Source organism: Permianibacter fluminis, from assembly GCF_013179735.1.
Classification (GTDB): domain Bacteria; phylum Pseudomonadota; class Gammaproteobacteria; order Enterobacterales; family Permianibacteraceae; genus Permianibacter; species Permianibacter fluminis.
Window position 1 is genome coordinate 2,292,798 of sequence record NZ_JABMEG010000001.1, and the last position, 26,125, is coordinate 2,318,922.

Below are 26,125 nucleotides of genomic sequence, written 5' to 3' on the forward strand. Positions count from 1 at the left end.
GGTTTTGTCGGTTGATAAAGCCACGACATGAGAGAAGAAGATGAGCGAACAACAACAACTGCCTGTTGAACAATTGGATGAGGGTACCCAGCTGCAGGTGCGTCGGGAAAAGCTGGCGGCCCTGCGGGCAGAGGGCAATGCCTACCCGAATGACTACCGCCGCGATTCGTTGGCGCAAACGCTGCTGGACAACTATGGCAGCATCGACAAAGAGCCGCTGGAAGCGCAGGCGATTACCGTCAAGATTGCCGGTCGCATCATGACCCGCCGCCTGATGGGCAAGGCCAGCTTCTGCCATGTTCAGGACATGAGTGGCCGCATCCAGGTTTATGTTCGCGGTGACGATCTGCCGGACGGCGTTTACGAATCATTCAAGCACTGGGATATCGGCGACATCATCGGCGTCGAAGGCACGCTGATGAAGACCAAAACCGGCGAGCTGTCGGTGCATGCCAAATCGATTCGGCTGCTGACCAAGGCGCTGAAGCCGCTGCCGGACAAATGGCATGGCATGACCGATACCGAAGCCCGCTATCGTCAGCGTTATGTCGATCTGATCGTCAACGAAGAATCGCGCCGGACCTTTGTGCTGCGCTCGAAAATCATCGATGCCATTCGCCGTTTCATGACGGGCGAAGGCTTCCTTGAAGTCGAAACCCCGATGATGCATCCGATCCCCGGTGGGGCGGCTGCGCGGCCATTCCTGACCCATCACAATGCGCTGGATATGCCGATGTATCTGCGCATTGCGCCGGAGCTGTACCTGAAGCGGCTGACGGTCGGCGGCTTTGAGAAAGTATTCGAAATCAACCGCAACTTCCGCAATGAAGGCACCAGTACCCGTCATAACCCGGAATTCACGATGATGGAATTCTATTGGGCTTATGCCGACTATCAGGACCTGATGGATTACACCGAAAAGCTGTTCAAGTTTGTTGCTGAACAAACGCTCGGAACCAGTCAGTTCCACTCGCAAGGCATCGATTACGACTTCAACAAACCGTTTGATCGGCTGTCGGTGCTGGACGCCATCGTCAAGTACAACCCAGGCGTGAGCAAAGAGGAATTGTCGACGCTGGACGGTGTGCGTGCGGTCGCGCAGCGACTGAAGCTGCACATCGACAAAAATGCCGGCTTGGGCAAGGCACAAATCACCGTGTTTGAAGAAACGGTCGAAGCCAAGCTGATGCAGCCGACTTTTATCTGCGACTACCCGGTCGAAGTGTCGCCTTTGTCGCGTCGCAACGACTCGAATCCGGACGTGACGGACCGGTTCGAACTGTTCGTCGGCGGCCGGGAACTAGCCAACGGCTTTTCTGAACTCAATGACCCGGACGATCAGGCCGATCGTTTCCGTGCCCAGGTCGAAGCGAAAGATGCCGGCGACGAAGAAGCGATGTTCTTCGATGCCGATTATATCAATGCCCTGGAATACGGCTTGCCGCCAACCGCTGGCGAAGGCATTGGTATTGATCGCTTTGTGATGTTGCTGACCAACGCGGCCAGCATCCGTGATGTGCTGCTGTTCCCGCTGATGCGACCGAAAGCGGATTGAGTGACGAGTGGCGATTTTGCCAATGCCGCCATTCAAGCCGGCATCCGTCAGATCAAAACGTAAAAATAAAAAAGCCCGCAGAAGCGGGCTTTTTTATTGGGTCAGTACCGAACTGGCGATTAGCCAAACAAACGCTTGGCCTCGGCGATATCGTTGCTGATGTCTTCAATGTCGTGAACCTGCACATCGGTTGCCAGGCCGACCCGGGCGAAGGCCGGCACATCGTTCCAGCTGATCGTCGCAAGGGCGTGATCACCGCCAGCATAGCTTTGCAGTTTGGCGACGGTGACCAGATCGACATAATCGGCTTTCGGCGCTTGCCGGCCGAAATCGACACAGCCTTCCGGTACCGCAACCAGCTCCGGCGGAAAACCCCAGGCTTTCAGAATGGCGGTGCCGACTTGCGGATGCAGCTTGTCGATGACCCGATCGAGAATGTCCGGGTGCGACATCATTTCTGGTGACTCTTCGGCCAGCGTCAGAATCGGCAGCATGCCGATCTCGTGGACGAGGCCGGCGAGCATGGCTTGATCCGGTTTCAGCTTGGTGTAATGGCTGGCCAGAACATGGCAAATGGACGCGACTTCGGTCGAGTGCTCCCAGACGGCACGCAAACGGGAGTCGACCAGATCCGAGGTGGCCTGAAACATCTGCTGCATGGCCAAACCGGTCACCAGGTTACGGACAAACGTGATGCCAAGCCGGGTGATGGCCAGTTGCAGGTTGTCGACCTGAATGCGACCGCGCAGCAGCGGACTGTTGGCGACCTTGATGATGCGGGCGGCGAGGGCGGCATCCTGACCGACCACGGTCGCCAGTTTGCCGGCCGAGACATCCGGGTCTTCGACCGCCTCGCGGATGCGCAAGGCGACTTCCGGCAAGGTCGGCAGGTTCAGACGGTCGTTCTTGATGGCGTCCAGCAGTTCGGACAGGAATTGTTGTTCAAGGCTCATTGGCAGTTCTCAGTGAGTTCATTGGGACCGTGGTGTGGGTCGGGACGGGTCCGCAACTAGCGATGCAGTTCTAGTATAGGCGCCTCTGGCAGACCCAGCTGCAATTGCTCGGTCTGGGCCGGTTCTGCCACGGCCTGGTCACTCAAAGACAACAGCAATAACTGGCCTCCGGTTGTAGGTGCGCTACGGACCACTTCGCCAACGCTCCGATCGCCCGTATTTACCGGGCAGCCCGGCGGCACCAGACCGGTGAAGTCGGTGCCCGCCAGCTGCAAATGGGTTTTGATTTTGCCGCGGTACTCCATCCGGGCAACAATTTCCTGACCGGTATAGCAGCCTTTATTGAAGCTGACGCCACCCGCAGCTGGCAAATTGACGTGGTGTGGCAACAGTTTTTCCATGGTTTCCGGGTAGACGGCGGGCTCGCCGGCCAGCATCTCGGCAACGGCCCAGTGGCAGGCGGCCAGCGTGGGGCCGGGCAGGACCGGCTCGGTAGCCGCCGCGGGGGCAAGCAGGAGTTGCCGCGCAAACGGACCGTTCAACGCGAACCGGACTGTCGTTGAGTCGAACGTTGATTCGGTCGCAAGTGCGCTGCCCCATAGCCCCCAAATCTGGAACTCGGCACTGGCATCGCGCAGCTGGGCTTTGAAAAACACCGCGTATTTTTTTAGCGCGTCGAGCAGCAGTGGCACCACGGTGCGCGGCATCAGCAGCAGAAAATCGTCATCGCGCCGGAGCAGCCGGAACACTGCCCGCATCCGCCCTTGCGGCGTGCAACTGGCGCCCAGCGTCTGCTGGCCCGGCGTCAGGGCCAGCACATCACAGGTCAACTGGCCCTGCAGAAACTTGCCAGCATCCGGACCGCTCACCGCGAGCGCGCCGAGCTGATCCCGGCCAGCAGCGCTGTCGTCCAGCCGGCAGTGTGCTGGCACTGGCTGATTCGCCAGAAACTGTTCCATCGTGATCAATCCGCTCATTGCTGCCCGCCCATTGCTGTGTATTCCCGGTCGTTTGCTTTCGGTTGTTTGGCCACGGCGACTTACCCATTGTCGCTCCGCCATTGTTACAATCCCGGACCCGGAAATCCGCCGGTAGATTCGGTAACAACCCGGACAAAAAACGCAGCGGGGCCGACCGTTTTTGCGGCGCCTTCCAAGCTGCAACCCGACCGAAAGATGAGGTGGCCATTGTACGGTAAGACGCTTCCCGACGTGCAGCAGCGCAGACTGCGGTTTCAGTGCCGGCGCGGCATGTTGGAACTGGACGTGATCCTGCAGCCGTATTTTGACCGCGCGCTGGAACAGCTGGATGAAACCGGTTGGCATGAATTCATCGCGCTGTTGGCGGAACCGGATCCGGACATCTACAGCTGGCTGATGGGGTATGCCCAGCCAGAAAACCCCGCCAATGGCAGGGCCATTGCGCGCATACGCGCCAGCCTGCCGACGACCTGAACGGCGGCGTTGCCGTGACCGACCAAAAAAAAAATACCGAGACGCAGCGCTTTCTGCTGCAGGCGGCGCCGCGCTGGCGGCTGCTCAATGTGCTGTTTCATCTGCTGATTGCGGCGCTGGTTTTGATTGCCTTGCCGCCGCTTTATCACTCGGCCACTGGCTGGTGGTGGAGTCTGCTGCTGCTGTCGCTGTTCTTGCTTGGCCTGATTCTGTTCAACAATGGCTGGCGCATTGATGGTCAGTTGGGGTTGCGCCAGCGGACAGCCATCCGGGTGCTGCAGCATGATGCCGAAGGCTGGGCGGTTGGTGTCGATGTGGATCGGATGCAGGCGGTGCAATTGCGCGCCGGCACTTTTGTGGCCAGCAGTTTTGTCGTGTTGAACTGGCGGTTGGCTGAGGCTTCGTCAGTCAGGTTCTGGCGTCGTCGTGGCAATTTGTTGCTGACGCCCGACATGTTGGGGCCGGAGCAATACCGGCGCCTGTGCCGCCAGTTGTGGCAGCATCAGGCGGATGCGCCGTAGCCGGATTGTCTTGTCTGACCGATGCAATTTTGGAGAGTGTTGTGCCGTTTTTTCTTTTGTCGATTTTGCTGCAGGTCGCTTGTCTGGTTCACGCGGTACGTACCGGCCGTGATCGAATCTGGATTTACGTGATCATCATCGGCTCGATGATCGGTTGCTTGGCATATCTGATTGTTGAACTGGTGCCGGCCATGGCCAGTAGCCGCGGTGCCCAGCGGGCCCGCAAATCGGTAGCCAAGACTTTCGATCCGACCAAGGATCTGCGTCAGCATGCCCGCGCCATGACCATCAACAACAGTGTCGGCAATGTCATCGCATTTGCCGAAGAATGCCTGCAGACCGGTCATCACAACGAAGCGATTGACGCCGCCCAGAATGCCCGCAAGGGGCTGTTTTTGCACGACCCCAATTTGCTGCAGGTGTTGGCCAAGGCGCAGTTTGCCGCAGGCCGGTATCAGGACGCCCGCCAGACGCTCGATGAACTGATTGCCGCCAATCCGGATTTCAAATCGGCTGACAGTCATTTGCTTTATGCCCGCAGTCTGGAAGCGCTGGGTGAATTGGCTGCGGCCAAAACCGAGTTTGCTGCGCTCAGTCAGTATTACCCGGGTCCGGTAGCCAAACTGGCGTATGCCCGGCTGCTACGCAAACTGGGAGAGACGGCGGAAGCCAAGGTCTTGCTTGACGATCTGCTGCTGGGCGCCGAACACGCACCGTCGTTTTATCGGCAGCAGTACAAAGAGGAATTGAAAGCGGTGCGCGACTTGCGCAGCAGCTTGTAATTGCCAGCGAAAAAAAAGCCTGCGACAGCAGGCTTTTTTGTGCTGAGAGCTTTTCTGTGGCGTTACGGCGTCAGGATGGTTTGCCGGCTGCTGCTACCGGTTTTCTGTTCCGGATGATCGCGATTGTAATGCAGGCCGCGGCTTTCTTTCCGGCTCATGGCCGAACGGACAATCAGCTCGGCTACTTGCACCAGGTTACGCAGTTCCAGCAAGTCGTTGGTGACCCGGAAATGGCTGTAATACTCGCGGATTTCTTCCTGCAGCAGCTGGATGCGGCGCTGGGCGCGCTCCAGTCGTTTGTCGGTGCGGACAATGCCGACGTAATCCCACATCAGCTGGCGCAGTTCATGCCAGTTGTGTGAGATCACGACCTGTTCATCGGAGTCGGTGACCCGGCTTTCATCCCAGGCCGGCAGCGTCGGTGGTGCCGGCACCCGGTGCCATTCGGCCAGAATGTCTTCGGCGGCCGCTTCGGCAAAAACCAGACATTCCAGCAGTGAATTCGAGGCCATCCGGTTGGCGCCGTGCAGGCCGGTCCAGGCCACTTCGCCGACCGCGTAAAGCTGTTCCAGATCGGTGCGCGAACGCAAGTCCACCAGTACGCCTCCGCAGGTGTAGTGCGCAGCCGGCACGATCGGAATCGGCTGCGTGGTCAGATCGAAACCGTACTTCAGGCACTGCTCGTAAACGGTCGGGAAATGGCTGGTGATGAATTCGGCGCTCTGGTGACTGATGTCGATAAACATGCTGTCGGCGCCGAGCCGTTTCATTTCATTGTCGATGGCGCGGGCGACGATATCGCGCGGCGCCAGCTCGGCCCGCTCGTCGTAATCCGGCATGAACCGGCTGCCATCGGGCCGGCGCAGATAGGCGCCTTCACCGCGCAGCGCTTCGGTCAGCAAAAACGTTTTTGCCTGCGGGTGATACAGGCAGGTCGGATGAAACTGGTTGAACTCAAGGTTGGCGACTCGGCAGCCGGCCCGCCACGCCATTGCGATGCCGTCGCCCGACGCCACGTCCGGGTTCGAGGTATACAGATACACCTTGCTGGCGCCGCCGGTCGCGAGCACGACAAAGCGCGCCGAAATGGTTTCCACTTCACCACTGGCCAGATTCAGGACATAAGCACCGACGCAGCGTTTGCCCGGCAAATTCAGTTTGTGGGTGGTCAGCAAATCAATGGCGATATAGCGTTCGAACAGCTGGATATTCGGCTGCGCTTTGACGGCATCGACCAGCGAGGTTTCGACGGCGCGGCCGGTTGCATCGGCCGAATGAATGATGCGCCGATGGGAATGGCCACCTTCACGGGTCAGATGGAATTGCGGTTGGCCATCAAGGCCCGGCTCGGTGGAAAAGCTGACGCCTTGCGCCACCAGCCATTCAATCGCCGCGCGGCTGTGTTCGACGGTGTAGCGGACGGTGGCTTCAACGCACAAGCCGGCGCCGGCCACCAGCGTGTCCTGAACGTGTGACTCGACGCTGTCCTTGTCGTCCAGCACGGCGGCAATGCCGCCCTGGGCATAGTAGGTCGAGCCTTCGGTAACGGTGGATTTGGCCAACACCGCGACCTTGCCACGTGGCGCCAAACGCAGCGCGGCCGACAGCCCGGCGGCGCCGGAGCCGATTACGAGAACATCACATGCATGCTGCCGGGACGTCATTTTCTGTCCTATGGGTTCAGGTCGGCCCGAAGGCTCGGGTCAACGGCAGCAAGAACGCGCATCAGCCAGTGGTCGTCTTGGTTGACGAGTCGGCCAGGCAACGCTTGCTGCTTTTTTAATCAGTGGCGACCGGACTGGCGAACCGCCGGTTGCTGGCTCAGAATAGTCGGAAAGCGGTACAGCAGAGCCTGTACCACGGACCGGGGTAACGCGCGGCGGGCATTTTAACCGCAATGCAGACCCGACAGGCGGCAACCGGGCAGTTGTTCTTGCCGGAGTTTGCTCGCTAACGGAACTCGCGCCAGCGGCCCCGGTCAGACTCCACCATTAAATGGCCCGCTTTGGCCTATGGGAATCAATCAGCCAATATGGGCGAACATAAAACCCAGCCCGAAACCGATGCGGAGCTGGTTGCGCGGGTGCAACGCGGCGACAAGCGCGCGTTTGATCTGCTGGTGCGTAAATACCAGCAGCGCATCATGGCGCTCATCAGCCGCTATATACGCAACCGCTCGGAAATTGCCGATGTGGCGCAAGAGGCATTCATCAAAGCCTACCGCGCCTTGCCCAATTTCCGCGGCGACAGCCAGTTTTATACCTGGCTCTATCGCATTGCGATCAATTCAGCCAAGAACTACCTCGCTGCCCAGTCGCGCCGGCCGCAGACCGCCAATGTCGATGGTCTGGAGCCGGAACAACTGGCGGATTTGGCCGGTCAAACCGACAACGCCAGCCCCGAGCGGCTGTTGTTGACGGCCGAGCTGAAGCGGGTGATTGACGAGGCCATTGCCGACTTGCCGGAAGAGCTGCGGACTGCGCTGCTGCTGCGCGAGTTTGACGGCCTCAGTTACGAAGAAATTGCGGAAGTCATGGAATGCCCGATTGGCACGGTGCGGTCGCGGATATTCCGGGCGCGCGATGCCGTGGATCGGCGGGTGGCCCCGCTGATGGAAACCTGAGTTCGGCAGAGTGGTTAGCAAACGAAGTGGCTAGCAAACGAGCTGGCTAGCAAACGCAGCAAGCAAATGACAGATGACGATGCAAAACGACATGGCGAACCCATCCGACATGACAAATCCAGACAACAAGCAAGAGCTGACCGGTGATCGTATGAACAAGCGTTCTGTGCCTGAGCAAACTGTTTCTGAAGCCGCAGTCTCGGCAGTGTCTGTATCTGAGTCTTCTGTATCGGAATCTGCTCTATCGGAATCCTCTGTGTCAGAGCATCAGCGCCTGCAGCTGTCGGCCTTGATGGATGGTGATGTGCCGTCGGCGCCGGAGCTGGAGCGCTTGCTTGCCAATCAGCCGGCGCGGGCGGTCTGGGGCCGTTATCACCTGATCCGCGATGCCGTGCAGAATGAATTGCCGGAACAGTATTGTGATCTCAGCAGCAGCATCAGTTTGGCGCTGGCAGATGAACCTACCGTGCTGGCGCCGCGTCCACGTCCGGTCACCGCTTGGCAAAAAGCGGTCGGCTTTGCGGTGGCGGCATCGGTGTTTGCCGTTGCCATTGTCAGCTTCCAGTCGTTCCAGCCGAATGATGCTGCGGTTGCCAGCAGTGCCGAATCGGCACCAACCATGATGGTCGCGGCGCCTGTCAGTCAGGTTGCCGATGCGCCGGTAGTGGTTGATGACGAACGCGCCCGGCTGGAAGATATGTTGATCAATCACACCGAGGCCGTGTCTGCCAATGGTCTGAATGTGATGCTGCCTTATGCCCGGGTCGTGTCGGACCGGATTGATGTGTCGATTGATGAACAGCCGGTTGAAGAGTTGCCCACTGAAGCGGCGCCCGTTGCACCAGTCAGTCATGCGGAGCAGGTACAGCCCTGATGAAGCGTCTGTTGTCCTTGCGTCAATTTCTGCAAGCATTGATACACACACGGCTGACGAAGCTGCGCTTGTCCTGGCTCGGTACCGCACTGTGCCTGCCGCTGTCCGCTGGCGCGGTGGAGCCGGATCCGAATGCCTTGCTTGATGGCATGGTCCGTGCGTTTCGCGAACTCAATTACGATTTGTCGTTCGTCTATGTCCGTGATGGCAAGATCGAACCGATGCGCTTGGTGCATGCGCTGAGCGAAGGCCGCGAGCGCGAGCGGCTGGTGCATCTGAATGGTCAGCCACGTGAAGTCATCCGCGAAGATGACACCATCACTGCCTATCTGGCCGGTGCCCAACCGGTGATGCTCGACAAAGCTGATGGCAATGTCGTCTGGACCCGGGCCTTGCTTAGCAATCTGCAGCAAATGCGTGCGCACTATCAACTCAGCGATGGTGGCCCGGCCCGCATTGCCGGTCGTGATGCTCGCGAAATCATCATCCGCTCCAGTGACGGTGAACGTTACGGCTATCGGCTCTGGGTTGATGCCAGCAGTGGCTTGCTGCTTCGCTCCGATCTGCTCAATCAGGCCGAGCAAATTATCGAGCAGTGGCAAGTGGTGTCCTTGCAAGTCAAGGACGCCATTCCGGAAGCCGATTTGCGCGTTGGCTTTGCGGTCAGTGCGCCAGCCGGGGTGCGGGTATTGACCGCCAAGGCGCCGGCCACAGAGCAAGTTGCCGCCGCCTGGCAAGTGGGTTGGCTGCCCGATGGTTTCACACTGCGCAGCCAGCAAATGCAGCACCGCAATGACAGCACGGTGCCGGTGCAGCATCTGCTGTTTTCCGATGGCGTGGCGTCGATTTCGGTTTATGTCAGCTTGCCGCCACAAGGCGTCAACAGCCTGGAGCGGACCTGGCGCAAAGGAGCGATGACCATTGTTGAAACTGCAGACCGTGAGCGCCGGGTCACCGTCGTTGGCGATATTCCGAGCCAGACCGCCCGCCGGATTGCCGGTTCGGTGAAAGCGCTGCCGGTAAAGCCCGAGGCCAAGGCTGAAACAAAAGCCGCGGCCAAATCGAGCGACTCGCTCTGAACCGGTGACAACCCGCTGATCATGCTGGAACAACGGGCTGAAGTTATTGCTATCGCAGGCAATCAAATGCAGCTACGCCCACTGCAGCGCGCCGATTGTCCCCGCTGCGCAGCGGGGAATGGCTGCGGTGCCCAATTGTTCAGCGCCAAGACCAACTCAACCGCTACGCTGTCGGTGGCCACGTCGGAAGATTGTGTGGTTGCCTGCGGTGATGTCGTCGTGGTCGGGATGCAGCCGCAACTGCTGCAACGTGCCGCGTTATGGTTGTACGGCGTTCCACTGCTCGTGATGCTCCTTACCGTTGCGTTGGCGGCGGCGGCGTCCCTTCCGGAAAGTGTGCAGGTGCTGCTGACGGCACTGGTGTTGGTGGCCTCGTTCTGGTTGGTTCGCCAGCGCTTGAGCAGGTTGACGCGGCAGCCGGTACTGACCTTGCTGCGACGGGAAGTGCTCGACTCGCCGTGTTCAGACAATGCTCGCTCTGCTGCGGCATCACCGCCCGGCGACCGCTGAAACACTTGTTTACCAGCACACGACTCTTGCGCGACCACTGCGTGGAACAGTAGCCGATCGGCGTGGTCACAATAGCCGATTTGCGCTGGCAACCTGGCCGTCGTCGAACGCGAATTGCTGCCGCTTTCAATCTGACGGCAATTCGATTGCCGCAGGTCGCCGCGCCAACACGAGTTTTGTTTTTCTGTTTTCACAAACCACAGGTGTGAACAAAGAATGCGTACATTGCTGAAATCGGCAGCCGTCGCTGCCTTGCTCTTGTTCGGCTTTGCTGCCCGGGCCGGAATCAATTTGCCGGACTTTACTCCCTTGGTCGAAGAGGTGAGCCCGGTGGTCACCTCAATCAGTACCGACATCAAGGCCTCCGGGCGTACGCGCGGCGGACCGAGTGGCTCCGGTTTCATTATTTCGACTGATGGTTATGTCCTGACCAATCATCATGTTGTTGCCGAAGCCGAAACGATTAAGGTGCATTTGAAAGACGGTCGGGTGTTTACCGCCAAGAAAGTCGGTGAAGACGAAGACGCCGACGTTGCCCTGCTCAAGATTGAGGCCAGTAATCTGAAAGCCGCCAAGATCGGCAGCCTTGACGCGCTGAAACCGGGCGCCTGGGTGCTGGCGTTTGGCGCGCCGTTTGGTCTGGAGCATTCGGTGTCAGCAGGTATCGTCAGCGGCAAGGGCCGCAGCCTGCGCTGGAATCAATATGTCCCGTTCATTCAATCCGATGTCGCCATCAACAGCGGCAACTCCGGTGGTCCGCTGGTCAATATCAACGGCGAAGTGGTTGGCATCAACTCGCAAATTCTGTCGTCGAATGGTGGCTCGATTGGCCTGTCGTTTTCCATCCCGATTGATTTGGCCATGGACGTCGCTCAGCAGCTGAAAGCCGGCGGCAAGGTCGCTCGCGGTTACATTGGCGTTGGCATTCAGGATGTGTCCGATGAAATTGCCGCCAGCTTCGGTCTCGATCGGCCGCGTGGCGCCTTGATTGGCAGCGTCGAAAAAGGCGGCCCGGCTGACAAGGCGGGTCTGAAGGCGGGCGATGTGATCACGGGTGTCGATGGCCAGAAAATCGAGGACTCGGGCGAATTGCCGTTCCTGATTGGTGCCGTCAAACCGGGCAAGTCGGCCAAAATCGAGCTGTTGCGCGATGGCAAGGTCAAGACTTTGAGCGTCACCGTTGGTGCCAAGAAGGCAGACGATGAGGTCGCCAGCAGCGATTCGACCGGTAACAAACAACGCCGGCTCGGCGTGGTCGTCGGGGAATTGACCGATGAGCAGCGGGTTGATGCGGCTGCCGACGGTGGCATCCTGGTCCGCGATGTCGAGGATGGCCCGGCCGCCGATGCCGGCATACGTCCCGGCGACATCATCCTGTCGATCAACCGGCAGCCGGTCAGCTCGGTCAGCCAGTTCCGGGAGCTGGTCAGCAAGCTGCCGGCAGGCAAGTCGGTGCCGGTGCATGTGGTGACCCGTGGAAATGCCCGCTTTTTGGTGCTGCGGGTGCCGGAATAAGTCGTCGGGCCTGAATCGGGTGCCATTCCCGGTCGGGTTTTAAGGTAAAATCAGCGACTTGCGGCGGGCCAAGACGGCCCGCCGCTCTGACTTTTCGGCTTGAACCCGTTCCTGACGCCAACATTTAGCAGGAACGCCAGTTGCAGATAGAACCCGTCGCTGGCAGACCCCGTACCCGGACCCCCATGTCGTACATTCAACAGATTCGCAATTTTTCCGTTATCGCCCATATCGACCACGGCAAGTCCACGCTGTCGGATCGGCTGATTCAGCGCTGCGGCGGTCTTGAAGACCGCGAGATGCAGGAGCAGGTGCTCGACAACAATCCGATCGAGCGCGAACGCGGCATCACCATCAAAGCGCAGAGCGTGACGCTGAAATACAAAGCCAAAGACGGCCAGCTGTATCAGCTGAATTTCATCGATACCCCCGGCCACGTCGACTTCTCGTACGAAGTCAGCCGTTCGCTGGCGGCCTGCGAAGGCGCGCTGTTGGTGGTGGATGCCGCACAAGGCGTGGAAGCGCAGACGCTGGCGAATTGCTATACCGCGCTTGATCAAAATCTGGAAGTGCTGCCGGTATTGAACAAGATTGATCTGCCAACGGCTGATCCAGACCGTGCGGCCAAGGAAATCGAGGAAGTGATTGGCCTCGATGCGCACGATGCCGTACGTTGTTCGGCCAAAGAAGGCATTGGCATCGATGATTTGCTCGAGCGGATCGTCAGTAGAATTCCGGCGCCAAAAGGTGACGAGAATGCACCGGTGCAAGCGCTGATTATCGACTCCTGGTTTGATAATTACTGTGGTGTGGTGTCATTGGTGCGGGTAGTCAACGGCACGGTCCGGAAAGGCGAAAAGCTGCAGGTGATGTCGACCGGCCGCGCTTATGAAGTGACCGAGCTCGGTATTTTCACGCCAAAGAAAAAACCGCTTGATCATTTGAAAGCGGGGGAAGTGGGTTACATCATCGCCGGCATCAAGGAAATTATGGGCGCGCCGGTCGGCGACACCTTGACTACCACCAAGAATGCGGCGGCGAATGCCTTGCCTGGCTTCAAGAAAATCAAACCGCAAGTCTATGCCGGTCTGTTTCCGGTCTCGTCAGATGATTATGAAGCCTTCCGTGACGCCCTCGATAAGTTGTCATTGAACGACGCCTCGCTGTTCTACGAACCGGAAAACTCGACGGCGCTGGGCTTTGGCTTTCGCTGCGGCTTTCTCGGCCTGCTGCACATGGAGATCATCCAGGAGCGTTTGGAGCGGGAATATAACCTCGACCTCATCACCACTGCGCCGACTGTTATCTATGAAGTGCTGAAAACCAACGGTGAAGTCGTTTACTGTGAGAATCCGTCCCGTTTGCCTGATCTCGGTGTCATCGACGAAATGCGCGAACCGATCTGCGAGGCGCATATTCTGGTGCCGCCGGAGCATTTGGGTAGCGTCATTACACTGTGTCAAGAAAAGCGTGGTGTGCAGACCAAGCTGCTCTATGTCGGCCGCCAGGTCTCGTTGACGTATGAACTACCAATGGCGGAAGTGGTGCTCGATTTCTTCGACCGGTTGAAGTCATGTTCGCGCGGCTATGCCTCACTGGATTACAACTTCGTTCGCTTCCAGGCGGCCAACCTGTGCCGTTTGGACATCATGATTAACGGCGACAAAGTTGACGCACTGGCGGTCATTACGCATCGTGACAATGCGTTCTACCGTGGTCGCGAGTTGGTCGAGAAGATGAGAGAGCTGATCCCTCGGCAAATGTTCGAAGTCGCCATTCAGGCCGCGATTGGCAACCAGATTGTCGCCCGTTCAACCGTCAAGGCCATGCGCAAAGACGTGTTGGCCAAGTGTTATGGCGGTGACATTTCGCGCAAGAAAAAGCTGCTGGAAAAGCAGAAAGAGGGCAAGAAGCGGATGAAGCAGGTAGGCCGGGTTGAGATCCCGCAAGAGGCTTTCCTGGCGGTGCTGCAAGTGGGCAAAGACAAATAAGTAAAGGCAGGTAAGTGACGCGGTAAGTTGGCTACGAGTGAGTTAACGGCCGGCTCAACTTATGCTGAATCCACAATAAACCTGAATTCACAATAAACCGGATGCCGCTTGATGCGGGTCCCGCAAACAAAGGTGTAAGGATGGACTTTTCGCTGATTCTGTTTGTTGCCACCAGCATTTGCGGGGCGATCTGGCTGTTTGATGCGCTGATGCTGGCACCGCGCCGGCGGCTGGCGGTAGCGGCGTCGGGAGCAGCAGCCAGTGAGTCAGGTGCAGCGGCTACCTCGGCCGTGTTGGCAAAAGAACCGGCGCTGGTCGAGCAGGCCAAATCCTTCTTCCCTATTTTGCTGGCTATCTTCTTGCTGCGGTCATTTCTGTTCGAGCCGTTTCGGATTCCGTCCGGGTCGATGAAGCCTACCCTGGTCGAAGGCGACTTTATTCTGGTCAACAAGTTCAGCTATGGCATTCGGCTGCCGGTGGTGAACAAGAAAGTCGTCGCCTTGTCGGATCCGGCCCGCGGCGATGTGGTGGTGTTCCGTTTCCCGGAAAATCCCAGCCAGGATTTCATCAAGCGGGTCGTTGGCCTGCCGGGTGACCGCATTCGCTATGCCGACAAGACGCTGTTTGTCGAACCTGCCTGCAAGGTCCCGGCTGGCACGGCTTGCCCGCAACCGTTCAAGGTGGACCGGGAGTTGGTCGCCGCTGCCGGCTTTGATGACAACGGCGTGCCGGCCGATGTCTGGCAGGAACAGCTGGGTGAACACAAGCATCAGCTGCTGATTCACCCTGACCGGGTGGACATGGAGCCATATTTCTACCAGCATCGTAATGAGTGGGTGGTGCCGGAAGGGCATTACTTTGCTCTGGGCGATAACCGTGACCGCAGTCATGACGGCCGTTACTGGGGTTTCATCCCGGATGAGAATCTCAAAGGTCGTGCTGTGGCAGTCTGGCTGCATCTGGATTTTGGCCTGGACATCCCCTTTCTGGGTTGGGTACCGACCGGTATCAGCTTCAGCAGGGTTGGTGGCATAAACTAATCGGTTGAGTGTTTGGGCGGGCATGGTGTTGTAGAACAAACAAGGAGAACGACAACATGGTTCAACAGCAATTGATGCAGCGGCAAATGATGAAGTCGCAACGCGGCATGACGATTTGGAGTTGGATGTTTGTGCTGGGGACGCTGGGGGTTACGGCGCTGATTGTGATGAAGCTTGCGCCGATATACTTGGAAAATATGTCGGTCAAGAAAGCCGTGAATCAAGTTGCGGCGAGCAGCGGTGCCAGCAGCATGAACAAGGGCACTGTGTGGAAGAATTTAGTAAAGCAGTTCTATATCGACGAAGTGCATAGCATAGTCGAAGACGACGTTAGCGTTGAGGTCGCGGATGACGGCACCAAGGAGTTGGTTGTTGCCTACGAAATTCGCAAACCCATTATGTTCAACGTTGATGCTGTCGTCTGGTTCGAGGAACGGGTCCCGCTGAAGGAATGAATCCATTATTGCTATCAGCGTTTTTGCGACGGCTCGGTTATACCTTTACCGATGAAACACTGCGGGATACGGCGTTGACCCATCGTAGTGCCTCATCCCGGCACAATGAACGACTCGAATTTTTGGGTGATGCACTGCTGGGGCACGTCATCACCTCGCAGATTTACCAGCGCTTTCCCGATGCGAGTGAAGGCGAGCTGAGCCGGATGCGGGCCAGTCTGGTCAAGGAAAAAACCCTGGCCGAGCTGGCGACGGAGTTGCAGCTTGGCGATGTGCTGCATCTGGGTTCGGGCGAGCTGAAAAGCGGCGGGTTTCGTCGCGAGTCGATCTTGGCCGATGCACTGGAAGCGCTGATTGGCGCCATCTATCTGGATGGCGGATTCCCAGTCTGTGAACAGGTGGTGCTGCGGCTCTTTGCCGATCGGCTGGAACAACTTCCCGATGCCGGCACCGACAAGGATGCCAAGACCCAATTGCAGGAAGCGCTGCAGGGCGCGCGCTTACCGCTGCCGCTGTATGAATTGCTCGGGACCTATGGTGATGCGCATGCCCAGACTTTTCATGTGCGCTGTACTTTGCACGATGGCAGCCAATCCGAAGGGCGTGGCAGCAGTCGGCGTAGGGCAGAACAACAGGCCGCCAGTGTTTTGCTCAAGCAAATGCAACGCGCGTAAGCGCCGCGGTTTGCGTCACCAAACCCAGTAAAGCCAGTTTCATATAAACAAGTTTCAGGTAAAACCATGACTCAGAAATGCGGCTATGTCGCCATCGTCGGCCGGCCCAATGTCGGCAAGTCAACGCTGATGAACCGGCTGATCGGCCAAAAGATCAGCATTACCTCGCGGCGGCCGCAGACTACTCGCCACCGCATTCTGGGTATTCATACCGAAGGCGATACCCAGATTCTGTTTGTGGATACACCCGGCTTGCACAAGCAGGAAGCGCGCGCGATCAATCGCTACATGAACCGGGCCGCAGCGTCATCCGTTGCCGATGTTGATGCCATCATCTGGGTGGTCGAAGGACTGGCGTTTACCGAAGATGACGAGCTGGTGCTGGAACGGTTGAAAGAGGCCAAGGCGCCGATACTCTTGTTCGTCAACAAGGTCGACACAATACACCCCAAGGAGCGTTTGCTGCCGCATTTGGCAGTGCTTGGTGCGAAGCGCAATTTCGCCGAAATTGTGCCGGGCTCGGCCCAGTCTGACCGCAATATCGACACCTTGCTGAAGGTGTTGAGCAAATACATTCCCGAGAATGAACACATTTTCGGTCCCGACGAAGTGACCGATCGCAGTCAGCGCTTTTTGGCTGCAGAGTTCATCCGGGAAAAGCTGATGCGCAGTCTTGGCGCCGAGTTGCCTTACGCCACTACGGTGGAAATTGAGCAGTTCAAGCATGATGAAACCGGCCGGGCGGAAATCCACGCGGTCATTTTCGTTGAGCGGGCCGGGCAAAAGGCGATTGTCATTGGCGACAAGGGTGAGCGGATCAAGCAAATCGGTCAGGACGCTCGACTCGATATGGAAAAACTGTTCAGCTGCAAAGTTTTTCTGGAGCTCTGGGTCAAGGTCAAAGACGGCTGGGCTGATGACGAACGCGCACTGCGCAGCCTCGGCTATACCGAAGAGTGAGCCGGCAAGTGAAGCGCTGAATGGATGCGCGCGCCTATATTCTGCACGTCAAGCCGTGGCGCGACACCAGCGTCCTGCTGGAGGTTTTTTGTCGGGAGCGCGGCCGGTTGCGGGTGGCTGCACGCGGCGTCAAGGGCAAGCGGCGCTCACCAATCGCCGGGCTGTTGCAAGCGTTTATTCCCCTGCACCTGCAATTGAACGCGTCTCGCGATTATCTCTACTTGCAGGATGCCGAAGCCTTGGCGCCCGGCTGGCCGCTTTCGCCGGACATTGCACTGTGCGCACTCTACTGCAATGAGCTATTGCTGCGCCTGCTGCCGGAACAGGACAGCCATCCACAACTGTTTGACGATTATGAACGCAGTTTGCAATTGCTGGCGCTGAGTCAGGGCGATGACAGTGTGATCGCCAACTGCCTGCGCCAATTTGAGTGGGCATTGCTCAGCGAGCTTGGCTATGGCATTGCACTGGATTGCGACGAACAAGGCGAGCCGGTGCGAGCAGGGCAGTGTTATCGGGTTGATGCTGATATCGGCATCATTGGCAGTGCGCCTGTTGCCGGTGGCTTCAGCGGAGATGACTTGCTTGCTTTTGCCGATCATAATTGGCCGGCCAATCCGACTGAGGCCAAGCGTCTGTTGCGTTTGCTGTTGGCCGCACATCTGGGTAGCGAGCCACTGCATACTCGAGAGCTTTGGCGCGCGCGTCAGGTATTGAAACAGTTGGCAGACGAACCTGCCGGCGCCTGAATTGACTGGCGTATGAGACTGTAGGCGTATGAAACTACAGGCGCATGAGCCGACCGGCACATGAATCGACTGGCAAATAGTGCGACCTATTCGCTGGGATTGACGGGGAATGCCGGCGGTCAACGACTGCGGCGATGCAGTAACCGGATTTTATATCGAGCTCATTACCATGAATGCCAATCACGTGAATCGTGGCCCTTGTCTGTTGGGTGTCAATATTGATCACATTGCCACGGTCCGGAATGCCCGCGGTTCGCGCTATCCGGAGCCGGTGCAGGCAGCATTGCTGGCCGAACAGGCCGGTGCGGACGGCATTACCGTGCACCTGCGGGAAGACCGCCGCCATATTCGTGATCGCGATGTTCATATTCTGAAAGAAAGCTTGGGCACGCGCATGAACCTGGAGATGGCCGTAACCGAGGAAATGCTCGGTATTGCTTGTGCCATCAAGCCCGCGTTCTGCTGCCTGGTGCCGGAGAAGCGGGTAGAGCTCACCACCGAAGGCGGGCTTGATGTTGCCGGGCACGAAACGACCATCAAGGCTGCCTGTCAACGTCTGGCAGAACAAGGCATTCTGGTGTCACTGTTTATCGATGCCGACGAAGCCCAAATCGAAGCCGCCATTCGCTGCGGCGCGCCGTATATCGAGCTGCATACCGGCGCCTACGCGGAAAGCGAGGGCGAGCAGCAAAAACTGGAGCTGCAACGCATTGCCCATGCCGCCAAGTTTGCTGCGCGCCGTGGCTTGATTGTCAACGCTGGGCACGGTCTGCATTACCACAATGTGCAAGCCATCGCGCGCTTGCCGGAGTTGTATGAGCTCAATATCGGTCACGCCATTGTGGCGCGGGCATTGTTCGTCGGTCTTGATCAGGCCGTGCGTGAAATCAAACGCTTGATGGTGGAGGCAAGACCATGGCCGTCGTCGGCATCGGCACCGATCTCGTTGTAATCAAGCGCATCGAGGAAGTGCTTGGTCGTCATGCCGAGCGCTTTGTCGAGCGGGTGCTGCACCCCAACGAGCTGTTGCGGTTTCAGGACAGCCAACACCAGGCACGCTATTTGGCCAAGCGCTTCGCTGCCAAAGAGGCAGTCTCCAAGGCTTTGGGGACCGGAATCGCCGAAGGCGTCAATCTCAACGATATCGAAATTGCCAACGATGAGCGCGGCAAGCCGCACGTGATCCTGCATGGCGGGGCAATGTTGCGAATGCAGGCGATGGCAGCCCGGCATTGCCATCTGAGCATCAGCGATGAGCGTGATCACGCTTTGGCGTTTGCGGTAGTCGAAACCGAATAATGCGCATTGCTGACACCGGTTTAAAAAAAGGCCCGATTCAATCGGGCCTTTTTCTCTCCAGTGTTCATTTTATTTCTGCTTTCGCCAACCGGCCAATAAGCTCAGCAAGCCGGCAAGAAGCAGCGAGCTTGTGCCACCGCCGCCGCCACCACCTCCGCCACTGCTGGCATTGGGGTTGTCTTGTTCGGTAATGACCACGACGTCAGTTGCCGTGAGTCCAGTATTGTCGGTAACCGTCAGCTGAAACGTTAACGTGGCGTTGCTGCTGATGCTCGGTGCCGTAAAGCGTGTTGTCGCTCCCATGCCGCCGTTGCTCAGGCTCGCTGCCGGTCCGCTCAACTGGGTCCAGCGATAACTCAGGATAGCGCTATCGCCATCGCTGCCCGAACCACTCAAGCTAACGCTATTGCCTTCGGTGACAGTTTGGTCAGCGCCCGCATTTGCCGTCGGTGGCAGTGGCGTGACAAAACTTTCGCTGCCACCGGTTTGCGCGTCAACGCTCTTGCTTGGTGCCTGCGCACCGACGCCCAGACCGCGTTTGCTGAAACCTTGCCAGAACCGCAGTTGATCAGCCGGATCGGTGATCGCCGCGATGACAGCGTCGCGCGCTTCGACGAAATCCGGATCGCTTGGCATCAGCAGTTGTGCCCGGACAATGATGTCGAGCATACGGGTTTTGGCTTCAGCAGCCGGATAGTTGGCGAGCAGACTGCTGTAGCCTTCCCATAGCATACTCGCCCAGACTTCTCCGGTGGCATGCACTTCGGAGTTCGTGGCACCGGAACGGCCATCCGGCAGCAAGACTCCGTCGGCAATGTGTTTGAAAGTCAGGCCATTTTTGCTCATGTCCGTGCTGTAGGGGAAGCGGCGCAGACCATGGAAATGATCGCTGCTGACATAACCGGAGAAAGCATAGACGCCATCCGGATCGTCACCGTCGCGAGACAGCGCTACCAACGCAACAAAATCGGACCAGCCTTCGTCCATGCCTTGCGATTGTTGGCTGCTGATGTTCATCAGCCGGTTGTTGAGATAATGGCCCCATTCGTGCGCAACCAGGGTGCTGTCCAGGGCGCCATCAATATCCGGCCCAGTTGTACGTTGCATGTGACCGCTGACTGCTGCGCCGCCAAGTGCACTGCGTAGCGCATCGCCATCCGCCTTGCCGATGGATAACGCGCCTATCGTCACCGCGGGGCCGCCGGCAATACTGGCCATCGCGACTGTGCTGTTGTCCAAATGGTTGGCGATGATCACACCGATCGCACCAGCCTGCTGCGCATTGGCGGCCTTTTCCTGGAACTTGCACCAACCGCGATTGATCAGTGCAATCTTGCCGGTAATTTGGGCTGGTGTCGGGTGCGCTTCACAACCATCGAATACCGATGCATCGGCATCATTGGTGTTGGGATCGGTATCGCTGCCGACCACGCCATCATTCCAGACGACGATATCGCCGGTGACATCAAAATTCTGGTCACCGAATGCGGCGCTGCCGGTGTCGTAGTCGGCAGTCAGGCCGCCGGAGAGCGTCAGCTTATGAGTGGTTGCGCCGTCGAAGATAAATACTTGCATGCGTGGCGGGTTGCCATCACCAGGCACGCTCATGTTGGCGTTATTGCGGTCTTCGGTGTCCTGAATTTCCAGCAGCAAGGCATCATTCGCCATGCCGCCCCGGGAATAATTGCTGGTTTGGCCGTTGCCTGCCGCTTCGTTGAAGCCGGCATCGTAGAACAGATCATGCAGCCAGTTGACGGTGTAGAACGCCTGCAACATGGCGGCATTCTGGTTGCTGGCATTGCTGTTGACGTTTTGATTGGGGTCGAAGCTGTAATCGAACGTTCCAGCACCTGATAGGCTAACGCGGCGGTCGCTACCGCTGAAGCCGTTGATTCCGTCTTTGTCCAAATACACATCGGCATTATTGCCGCGCAATACCGTGGCATTGGCGGGTAGCCATGGATCATTGCGCGAGAAGGGCGCGTTTTGCAGACTCACCAGATTGGCGCTGACAACACTCGGATTCAACGGCGGCTCTGCGGATCCGGTCGGGTGCGGCGTTTGGTCGCCATGCGGGCTGTCAAAGGGTTGGAAATTTCCGCTGGCATCCGCATACACTCGGTACTGGAAGCTGGCGTCGTGCGTGAGCGAGCGTTGACGTAAAACCGTGCCGGTTTCGCTTACCACCAGTTCCCATAATGTGCTGCGGTTACCGGTGCTGACCGTGATTTCATAGCGCCAGGCCGGCAGCAATTGCTGTTGCTGGCGCACGTAGACGGCATTGGCGCGAACTTCGTCGACCGATTTTTCCGCGCGGTCAGGTGCGGCGGCGCGGTAATGCCACGCGCCATCACTGTCTTGGCCGGTCTTTTCTACCTCGCGGGTGATGCCCAGCGCCGCCAATGCCTGCTTGAGCTGGGCCGCTGCACGGGTCTCGGATTTGCTGTGGGCAACGGCAGTCGTTTGCTTGCTGATCTCGCCGCTGATCGCCTGCAGGCGCGCCGCGCCGTCGAGCAGCACGCTGATTCGGCTGTCGAGTATTGGCAGGCCATTAAAGCGCTGGTCAAACACATACAGTTGATGGCCATCACGTTGGTTGATCGCGCCTTTCAGTGTCAGGCTGTCCTGACTGCCGCTTGGCAGAGCATAGAGCTCGGCAATGCGCTGCCGAATGGCATGCTCGCGTTCGCCGGCCCGCAAAACACCGATGCCCGGCAGCGGTTCAGCGTGCAGGCGGATGAAGCGCGGCTCGCCGGTAACCGGATCACGATGCAAGGTTTGAATGGGCTCAGCACTTAGCTCGCTTGCTGCGATCGCGCTCGTCAGTGCAAGGGCAATCGTGAGCGCGCCGGCCGCGCGCCGTGCAATGCTGCCTTGTTTTGCTGCAACCGCTTTGCTCATGCAAGCTCCCCGTTTAATGACCATTCGGTACCCGCCATCAAGAAAGGCCCATTGAGAAAAAGGCCATCCAGTATCAAGCTGAACCCTGCTTGCCGGTTATCGTGCCAGCAAATCGGCGACGCACGCCGTGACTTTCTTCACCATCGGAATATGCAGGAACTCATTCGGGCCATGGGCATTCGAGTGCGGGCCCAGCACGCCGGTGACAACGAATTGTGCGTTCGGCAAACGGTCGGACAGGAAACGCATGAACGGAATGGTGCCGCCGCAGCCGTAGTGCACGGCTGGTTTGCCGAAGTAGCGTTGCGAGACCTCGTGCAGCTGGCTATTCAATTTCGGCGTGAACGCTGGCGCATTCCAGCCGGTGTCGGCACCGGTGATATCAAAGCTGACTTTGGCGCCGTAAGGCGGATCGCGTTCGAGTAGTTTTTTCAACTCGGCAGCGCAGTGCTTGGCGTCCAGATCCGGCGGCAAGCGCAGGCTCAGTTTGACTGCGGTATAGGGCCGCAGGGTGTTGCCGGCATTGGCCAGCGCCGGCATGCCGTCGACTCCCGTCACGCACAGCGTGGTGCGCCAGGTGTTGTTGAGCATTTGCTCGCTGTAATCGCGAGTCACTGGCCGCATGCCGCTGACGAACGGATAGGCGCTGGCGATTTCTTCATTCAGCACTTCGGCGGCGTGGGCGGATTCGGCGACGCGATAGGTCGGAATCCGGGTCTTCAAAAATTCCGGCAGGATTACGCCGGTGTTGCTGTTCTCAATGCGGTCGAGCAGTTGCCGTAATACCCGGAACGACGACGGCACAATGCCGCTGGCAGCGCCGGAATGCACGCCTTCCGTCAACACGTCCACTTTCAAGGTGCCAAGCATGTTGCCGCGCAAGGACGTGGTCGACCAGAACTGTTCGTAATTGCCACACATCGAGTCCAGTGCAACCACCAATTCCGGCTGGCCGATGCGATCCGCCAGCGCTTCCATATACGCCGGCAAGTCCGGCGAACCACTTTCTTCCGAGCATTCAATCAGCATCAGCGTGCGACCAAAACTGCGGCCGCTTTCCTGCAGCCAAAGCAAGGCAGCGAACGAGGCGAAGATGGCGTAGCCGTCATCGGCACCACCGCGACCATATAACTTGTCGTCACGACGCACCGGTTGCCACGGTGCCAAACCCTCGGCCCAACCGGTGAACTCCGGCTGCTTGTCGAGGTGGCCGTAAATCAGCGTGTTGCCTTGACCATTTCCCGGTACTTCCACCAGCAGTACGGGCGTGCGGCCCGGCAGTCGGTGCACATCCATTTTCATGCCGGGCAGCGGATGCTTGCGACACCAGTCGGCAACCAGCTCGATGGCGCGATCCATATGGCCGTTTTTTGCCCAATCCGGATCGAAATGTACGGATTTGTTCGGGATGCGGATGTACTCGGCCAGTGTTGGCAGAATCTCGCGTTCCCAAAACTGCTCAAGAAAGGCCGGAATTGGCTGGTTTTGCGCGGTTGTCATGGTGTCGGTTTCCTCATTTCGTGCGAATCAAAAGCGCACGCGGTCCGGTCCGGGGTCTGGCCAGTTGTCATCATTTGGTCAGACCAGCGTAAAAGGTGTGACTGGCATAATACCGCGTCCGTCGCCGGGGCCACAGATTCGGCCCTTGGCGACTGCGTTTACCTACCCGTCCACATATCAGACGGCGCGTCATCCCAACGGATGATTTTGCAGCCGCCGGAGTTTTCGATGTCCAGACCGTCGTCGTTCAACCGGGAGCAATTGTTGGAGTGTGCTGAGGGCCGTATGTTCGGTCCGGGCAACGCTCAGCTGCCGGCCCCCAACATGCTGATGTTTGATCGCATCACCCACATCAGCGAAGAGGGAGGCGAGCATGGAAAAGGCGAGATCGTCGCCGAGCTCGATATCAAACCGGATTTGTGGTTTTTCGGTTGTCATTTCAAAGGTGATCCGGTGATGCCGGGCTGCCTCGGTCTGGATGCCATGTGGCAGCTCGCGGGTTTCTTTTTGCCGTGGAAAGGTCTGCCGGGTCGCGGTCGCGCCCTCGGCGTCGGTGAAGTGAAATTCACCGGCCAGATTTTGCCAACCAACAAGCTGGTGCAATACCGCATCCAGATCAAGCGGGTGATTGCCCGTAAACTGAATCTGGTGATCGGTGACGGCACCGTCAGCGTAGACGGCAAAGTCATCTACACCGCGGCTGATCTGCGGGTTGGCCTCTTCACCAATTTTGCGGAGTTTGCGTAAATGCAACGGGTCGTGATCACCGGGATGGGCATCGTCTCCTGTCTTGGTAACAACCAGCAGGAAGTGCTGGCCTCGCTGAAAGCAGGACGGTCCGGCATTCGCCGCGACGAGAGCCATGTCGAGCGTGGCCTGCGCAGTCAGGTCTCGGGTATTCCGCAGATTGATCTGGAAGCGCTGATCGATCGCAAACTCAAGCGCTTCATGGGCAATGGTGCGGCCTACGCTTATTTGTCGATGAAAGAAGCCATCGAACAAGCCGGTCTGACGCAAGACCAGATCAGCAATGTCCGCACCGGCCTTATCGCCGGCGCCGGCGGTCACTCGCCGCAGAACGAATACGAAGCAATCAAGACCCTGGAAGAGCGTGGCGTCCGCCGCGTTGGTCCTTACATGGTGCCGCGCGTGATGGGCTCCAGCATCTCGGCCAACCTGTCGACGGCATTCGAAATCAAGGGCATCAACTATTCGATTTCGTCAGCCTGCGCGACCAGCGCGCATTGCATCGGCAACGCCATGGAGCAAATCCAGCTTGGCAAAGCCGATGTGATGTTTGCCGGTGGCGGCGAAGAGGTGTACTGGTCGTTCAGCATGATGTTTGACGCCATGGGCGCGCTGTCGAGCAAGTACAACGAGACTCCGGAAAAAGCCTCGCGGGCGTATGACAAGCACCGCGACGGTTTTGTCATCGCGGGCGGTGGCGGCATTCTGGTGCTGGAGTCGCTGGAGCATGCGCTGAAGCGCGGCGCCAACATCCTGGCCGAAATCGTCGGCTACGGTGCCACCTCCGATGGTGCCGACATGGTTGCCCCGAGCGGCGAAGGCGCCATGCGCTGCATGAAAATGGCGCTGGCAACCACCAAAGCGCCGGTGGATTACATCAACACCCACGGCACTTCGACACCGGTCGGCGATGTCGCGGAACTCGGTGCCATCCGCGAAGTGTTTGGCAAAGAGGTTCCGCCGATCAGCTCGACCAAATCGCTGTCGGGCCACTCGCTGGGCGCTGCCGGCGTACAGGAAGCCATTTACTGCCTGCTGATGCAGCAGAATGATTTCATCTGCGCCTCGGCCAACATCGACGAACTGGATCCGGCCGCTGCCGATCTGCCCATCGTCCAGCAGACTCGCACCGGCGTGAAGCTCAATACCGTGCTGTCGAACAGCTTCGGTTTTGGCGGCACCAATGCCACACTGGTGATGCAGAAGTTCCAGCGCTGAACCTGTAGTAAAAAGCAAAAAGCCGGCAATGCCGGCTTTTTGCTTTTCAGAGTCTGACGTTCAGCGCGAGATGCTGATCCGTTTCTGAATGCTGCTGCTGCGCTTCGGAATGCGGATTTCCAGCACTCCGTTGTTGGCCTTGGCCGAAATCTCGTCGGTATTGGCGGTGTCTGGCAAGGCAAACTGGCGGTAGAAGCTACCGTAGTTGCGCTCAATCCGGTGGTAATCCCCTTCGTTGCTTTCCTTGCTGAATTGCCGCTCGCCTTTCAGTGTCAGCACGCCGTTGGTCGCGGTCACTTCAATCTTGTCCGGTTCCACACCGGGCAGATCGGCCAGCAGCACGATTTCCTTGCCGTTGTCTTTGACATCGACCGACGGCAGCCAGCTGCTGCTGTACAGTTCATTTGCCGTCTCGCCGGTTTTCGGCGCGCGGGTGTCAAACAACTGGTTGATTTCACGGTGCAATTGGTCAAACACGGACCAAGGTTGGTAGCGCATCAGTGTCATGGCATGTCTCCTATAAAAGCCCAAAAAAAGACCCCTCAGGAATGAGGCATGGCGACGACTTTGCTGCCATGCTTACCGTAGCAGGCAGCGCGAAATGACGTATTGACCCGGATCAACAGCGTGTCGGCGCTGTCTGCTAAATAGATAGGGTCGGCTTCGCGGATTTCAAGTACCGGTCGTTCAGGTGCCATGTTGCCAAGAACAAGGATTGCCAGATC

General features: G+C 58.3%; 26 protein-coding genes. 19 read left to right on the top strand and 7 right to left on the bottom strand.

From position 1 onward, the window contains the following. Positions 1–40: 40 nt before the first annotated feature. Positions 41–1,555 carry a lysine--tRNA ligase gene (gene lysS, locus HPT27_RS09915; protein ID WP_172242478.1) on the top strand — a complete coding sequence of 505 codons (1,515 nt, stop codon included), beginning with the start codon at positions 41–43 and terminating at the stop codon, positions 1,553–1,555. Positions 1,556–1,674: 119 nt separating this feature from the next. Here lysS and HPT27_RS09920 read toward each other — a convergent pair whose 3' ends face one another. After that, positions 1,675–2,508 (bottom strand): HDOD domain-containing protein, encoded by an 834-nt coding sequence (locus HPT27_RS09920; RefSeq protein WP_172242481.1) that lies wholly within the window; start codon positions 2,506–2,508, stop codon positions 1,675–1,677. A 56-nt stretch (positions 2,509–2,564) separates the two neighbouring features. Beyond that, on the bottom strand, positions 2,565–3,485 hold the full coding sequence (ygfZ, locus tag HPT27_RS09925; protein ID WP_172242484.1) for a CAF17-like 4Fe-4S cluster assembly/insertion protein YgfZ: 921 nt from the start codon (positions 3,483–3,485) through the stop codon (positions 2,565–2,567). 198 nt (positions 3,486–3,683) lie between these two features. On the opposite strand from ygfZ, the gene HPT27_RS09930 reads away from it, so the two are divergent. From HPT27_RS09930 to HPT27_RS09940, 3 genes are read left to right on the top strand one after another with little or no spacing between them, the layout of a single operon-like run. After that, positions 3,684–3,962 (top strand): FAD assembly factor SdhE, encoded by a 279-nt coding sequence (locus HPT27_RS09930; protein ID WP_268935740.1) that lies wholly within the window; start codon positions 3,684–3,686, stop codon positions 3,960–3,962. A gap of 14 nt (positions 3,963–3,976) precedes the next feature. After that, entirely contained in the window at positions 3,977–4,483 is a 507-nt protein-coding gene (locus HPT27_RS09935) for a protein YgfX (RefSeq protein WP_172242490.1), read from the top strand. Positions 4,484–4,524: 41 nt separating this feature from the next. Then, on the top strand, positions 4,525–5,265 hold the full coding sequence (locus tag HPT27_RS09940; protein WP_172242493.1) for a tetratricopeptide repeat protein: 741 nt from the start codon (positions 4,525–4,527) through the stop codon (positions 5,263–5,265). Positions 5,266–5,327: 62 nt separating this feature from the next. On the opposite strand, the gene nadB is transcribed toward HPT27_RS09940, so the two are convergent. Next, complete coding sequence (gene nadB / locus HPT27_RS09945; RefSeq protein WP_172242496.1) at positions 5,328–6,929, bottom strand: L-aspartate oxidase; 1,602 nt, start codon at positions 6,927–6,929, stop codon at positions 5,328–5,330. A 368-nt stretch (positions 6,930–7,297) separates the two neighbouring features. Between nadB and rpoE the strand changes: the two genes are divergently transcribed. From rpoE to acpS, 13 genes are all read left to right on the top strand, one after another. Beyond that, a complete protein-coding gene (gene rpoE, locus HPT27_RS09950; protein WP_172242499.1) occupies positions 7,298–7,888 on the top strand; it encodes an RNA polymerase sigma factor RpoE in 591 nt (196 codons plus the stop codon). Positions 7,889–8,144: 256 nt separating this feature from the next. Further along, a complete protein-coding gene (locus tag HPT27_RS09955) occupies positions 8,145–8,762 on the top strand; it encodes a sigma-E factor negative regulatory protein (protein ID WP_172242502.1) in 618 nt (205 codons plus the stop codon). After that, positions 8,762–9,841: a MucB/RseB C-terminal domain-containing protein gene (locus HPT27_RS09960; RefSeq protein WP_172242505.1), complete on the top strand. Its 1,080-nt coding sequence runs from the start codon at positions 8,762–8,764 to the stop codon at positions 9,839–9,841. Before HPT27_RS09955 ends, HPT27_RS09960 begins: the two co-directional genes overlap by 1 nt. 66 nt (positions 9,842–9,907) lie before the next feature. Beyond that, positions 9,908–10,351, top strand: a complete 444-nt coding sequence (locus HPT27_RS19705) for a SoxR reducing system RseC family protein (protein WP_172242508.1) — start codon at positions 9,908–9,910, stop codon at positions 10,349–10,351. Between the two features lie 330 nt (positions 10,352–10,681). Further along, complete coding sequence (locus tag HPT27_RS09970; protein WP_328820678.1) at positions 10,682–11,866, top strand: Do family serine endopeptidase; 1,185 nt, start codon at positions 10,682–10,684, stop codon at positions 11,864–11,866. Between the two features lie 185 nt (positions 11,867–12,051). Beyond that, positions 12,052–13,857, top strand: a complete 1,806-nt coding sequence (lepA, locus tag HPT27_RS09975; RefSeq protein WP_211197923.1) for a translation elongation factor 4 — start codon at positions 12,052–12,054, stop codon at positions 13,855–13,857. 140 nt (positions 13,858–13,997) lie between these two features. Beyond that, positions 13,998–14,897 (top strand): signal peptidase I, encoded by a 900-nt coding sequence (gene lepB / locus HPT27_RS09980; RefSeq protein ID WP_235950866.1) that lies wholly within the window; start codon positions 13,998–14,000, stop codon positions 14,895–14,897. Between the two features lie 56 nt (positions 14,898–14,953). Further along, positions 14,954–15,352: a DUF4845 domain-containing protein gene (locus HPT27_RS09985; RefSeq protein WP_172242517.1), complete on the top strand. Its 399-nt coding sequence runs from the start codon at positions 14,954–14,956 to the stop codon at positions 15,350–15,352. Then, positions 15,349–16,026: a ribonuclease III gene (gene rnc, locus HPT27_RS09990; RefSeq protein ID WP_172242520.1), complete on the top strand. Its 678-nt coding sequence runs from the start codon at positions 15,349–15,351 to the stop codon at positions 16,024–16,026. Before HPT27_RS09985 ends, rnc begins: the two co-directional genes overlap by 4 nt. Before the next feature lie 66 nt (positions 16,027–16,092). After that, complete coding sequence (gene era, locus HPT27_RS09995) at positions 16,093–16,986, top strand: GTPase Era (protein WP_172242523.1); 894 nt, start codon at positions 16,093–16,095, stop codon at positions 16,984–16,986. Between the two features lie 20 nt (positions 16,987–17,006). Next, a complete protein-coding gene (recO, locus tag HPT27_RS10000) occupies positions 17,007–17,735 on the top strand; it encodes a DNA repair protein RecO (protein ID WP_172242526.1) in 729 nt (242 codons plus the stop codon). A 169-nt stretch (positions 17,736–17,904) separates the two neighbouring features. Continuing rightward, positions 17,905–18,687 carry a pyridoxine 5'-phosphate synthase gene (gene pdxJ / locus HPT27_RS10005; protein WP_172242529.1) on the top strand — a complete coding sequence of 261 codons (783 nt, stop codon included), beginning with the start codon at positions 17,905–17,907 and terminating at the stop codon, positions 18,685–18,687. After that, positions 18,651–19,034, top strand: coding sequence for a holo-ACP synthase (gene acpS, locus HPT27_RS10010; protein ID WP_172242532.1), 384 nt, complete (start codon positions 18,651–18,653; stop codon positions 19,032–19,034). The genes pdxJ and acpS overlap by 37 nt, the downstream gene beginning before the upstream one ends. A gap of 69 nt (positions 19,035–19,103) precedes the next feature. On the opposite strand, the gene HPT27_RS10015 is transcribed toward acpS, so the two are convergent. Further along, positions 19,104–21,935 (bottom strand): M36 family metallopeptidase, encoded by a 2,832-nt coding sequence (locus HPT27_RS10015; protein ID WP_172242535.1) that lies wholly within the window; start codon positions 21,933–21,935, stop codon positions 19,104–19,106. Positions 21,936–22,031: 96 nt separating this feature from the next. Beyond that, positions 22,032–23,435 carry a M20/M25/M40 family metallo-hydrolase gene (locus HPT27_RS10020; RefSeq protein WP_172242538.1) on the bottom strand — a complete coding sequence of 468 codons (1,404 nt, stop codon included), beginning with the start codon at positions 23,433–23,435 and terminating at the stop codon, positions 22,032–22,034. A gap of 228 nt (positions 23,436–23,663) precedes the next feature. Between HPT27_RS10020 and fabA the strand changes: the two genes are divergently transcribed. Then, positions 23,664–24,182, top strand: coding sequence for a bifunctional 3-hydroxydecanoyl-ACP dehydratase/trans-2-decenoyl-ACP isomerase (gene fabA, locus HPT27_RS10025; protein ID WP_172242541.1), 519 nt, complete (start codon positions 23,664–23,666; stop codon positions 24,180–24,182). Beyond that, the gene (gene fabB / locus HPT27_RS10030; RefSeq protein WP_172242544.1) at positions 24,183–25,400 is read left to right on the top strand and encodes a beta-ketoacyl-ACP synthase I; all 1,218 of its coding nucleotides are present in this window, start codon (positions 24,183–24,185) and stop codon (positions 25,398–25,400) included. 60 nt (positions 25,401–25,460) lie between these two features. Here the strand turns inward: fabB and HPT27_RS10035 are convergent, their stop codons facing one another. Together HPT27_RS10035 and HPT27_RS10040 are read right to left on the bottom strand one after the other, a co-directional pair. Beyond that, the gene (locus HPT27_RS10035; protein WP_211197924.1) at positions 25,461–25,907 is read right to left on the bottom strand and encodes an Hsp20/alpha crystallin family protein; all 447 of its coding nucleotides are present in this window, start codon (positions 25,905–25,907) and stop codon (positions 25,461–25,463) included. Between the two features lie 35 nt (positions 25,908–25,942). Beyond that, positions 25,943–26,098, bottom strand: coding sequence for a hypothetical protein (locus HPT27_RS10040; RefSeq protein ID WP_172242547.1), 156 nt, complete (start codon positions 26,096–26,098; stop codon positions 25,943–25,945). Positions 26,099–26,125: the final 27 nt, after the last annotated feature.

What these genes read in the sequence shown, in the direction of transcription:
- rpoE (WP_172242499.1), top strand. Translation starts at nt 7,298, where the DNA reads ATGGGCGAACATAAAACCCAGCCCGAAACCGATGCGGAGCTGGTTGCG.
- HPT27_RS10040 (WP_172242547.1), bottom strand. Translation starts at nt 26,098, where the DNA reads ATGGCACCTGAACGACCGGTACTTGAAATCCGCGAAGCCGACCCTATC.
- recO (WP_172242526.1), top strand. Translation starts at nt 17,007, where the DNA reads ATGGATGCGCGCGCCTATATTCTGCACGTCAAGCCGTGGCGCGACACC.
- HPT27_RS10015 (WP_172242535.1), bottom strand. Translation starts at nt 21,935, where the DNA reads ATGAGCAAAGCGGTTGCAGCAAAACAAGGCAGCATTGCACGGCGCGCG.
- fabB (WP_172242544.1), top strand. Translation starts at nt 24,183, where the DNA reads ATGCAACGGGTCGTGATCACCGGGATGGGCATCGTCTCCTGTCTTGGT.
- HPT27_RS09960 (WP_172242505.1), top strand. Translation starts at nt 8,762, where the DNA reads ATGAAGCGTCTGTTGTCCTTGCGTCAATTTCTGCAAGCATTGATACAC.
- ygfZ (WP_172242484.1), bottom strand. Translation starts at nt 3,485, where the DNA reads ATGAGCGGATTGATCACGATGGAACAGTTTCTGGCGAATCAGCCAGTG.
- pdxJ (WP_172242529.1), top strand. Translation starts at nt 17,905, where the DNA reads ATGAATGCCAATCACGTGAATCGTGGCCCTTGTCTGTTGGGTGTCAAT.
- HPT27_RS10020 (WP_172242538.1), bottom strand. Translation starts at nt 23,435, where the DNA reads ATGACAACCGCGCAAAACCAGCCAATTCCGGCCTTTCTTGAGCAGTTT.
- lepB (WP_235950866.1), top strand. Translation starts at nt 13,998, where the DNA reads ATGGACTTTTCGCTGATTCTGTTTGTTGCCACCAGCATTTGCGGGGCG.
- HPT27_RS09920 (WP_172242481.1), bottom strand. Translation starts at nt 2,508, where the DNA reads ATGAGCCTTGAACAACAATTCCTGTCCGAACTGCTGGACGCCATCAAG.
- HPT27_RS10035 (WP_211197924.1), bottom strand. Translation starts at nt 25,907, where the DNA reads ATGACACTGATGCGCTACCAACCTTGGTCCGTGTTTGACCAATTGCAC.
- acpS (WP_172242532.1), top strand. Translation starts at nt 18,651, where the DNA reads ATGGCCGTCGTCGGCATCGGCACCGATCTCGTTGTAATCAAGCGCATC.
- nadB (WP_172242496.1), bottom strand. Translation starts at nt 6,929, where the DNA reads ATGACGTCCCGGCAGCATGCATGTGATGTTCTCGTAATCGGCTCCGGC.
- HPT27_RS19705 (WP_172242508.1), top strand. Translation starts at nt 9,908, where the DNA reads ATGCAGCTACGCCCACTGCAGCGCGCCGATTGTCCCCGCTGCGCAGCG.
- lysS (WP_172242478.1), top strand. Translation starts at nt 41, where the DNA reads ATGAGCGAACAACAACAACTGCCTGTTGAACAATTGGATGAGGGTACC.
- HPT27_RS09930 (WP_268935740.1), top strand. Translation starts at nt 3,684, where the DNA reads ATGAGGTGGCCATTGTACGGTAAGACGCTTCCCGACGTGCAGCAGCGC.
- rnc (WP_172242520.1), top strand. Translation starts at nt 15,349, where the DNA reads ATGAATCCATTATTGCTATCAGCGTTTTTGCGACGGCTCGGTTATACC.
- era (WP_172242523.1), top strand. Translation starts at nt 16,093, where the DNA reads ATGACTCAGAAATGCGGCTATGTCGCCATCGTCGGCCGGCCCAATGTC.
- fabA (WP_172242541.1), top strand. Translation starts at nt 23,664, where the DNA reads ATGTCCAGACCGTCGTCGTTCAACCGGGAGCAATTGTTGGAGTGTGCT.
- lepA (WP_211197923.1), top strand. Translation starts at nt 12,052, where the DNA reads ATGTCGTACATTCAACAGATTCGCAATTTTTCCGTTATCGCCCATATC.
- HPT27_RS09985 (WP_172242517.1), top strand. Translation starts at nt 14,954, where the DNA reads ATGGTTCAACAGCAATTGATGCAGCGGCAAATGATGAAGTCGCAACGC.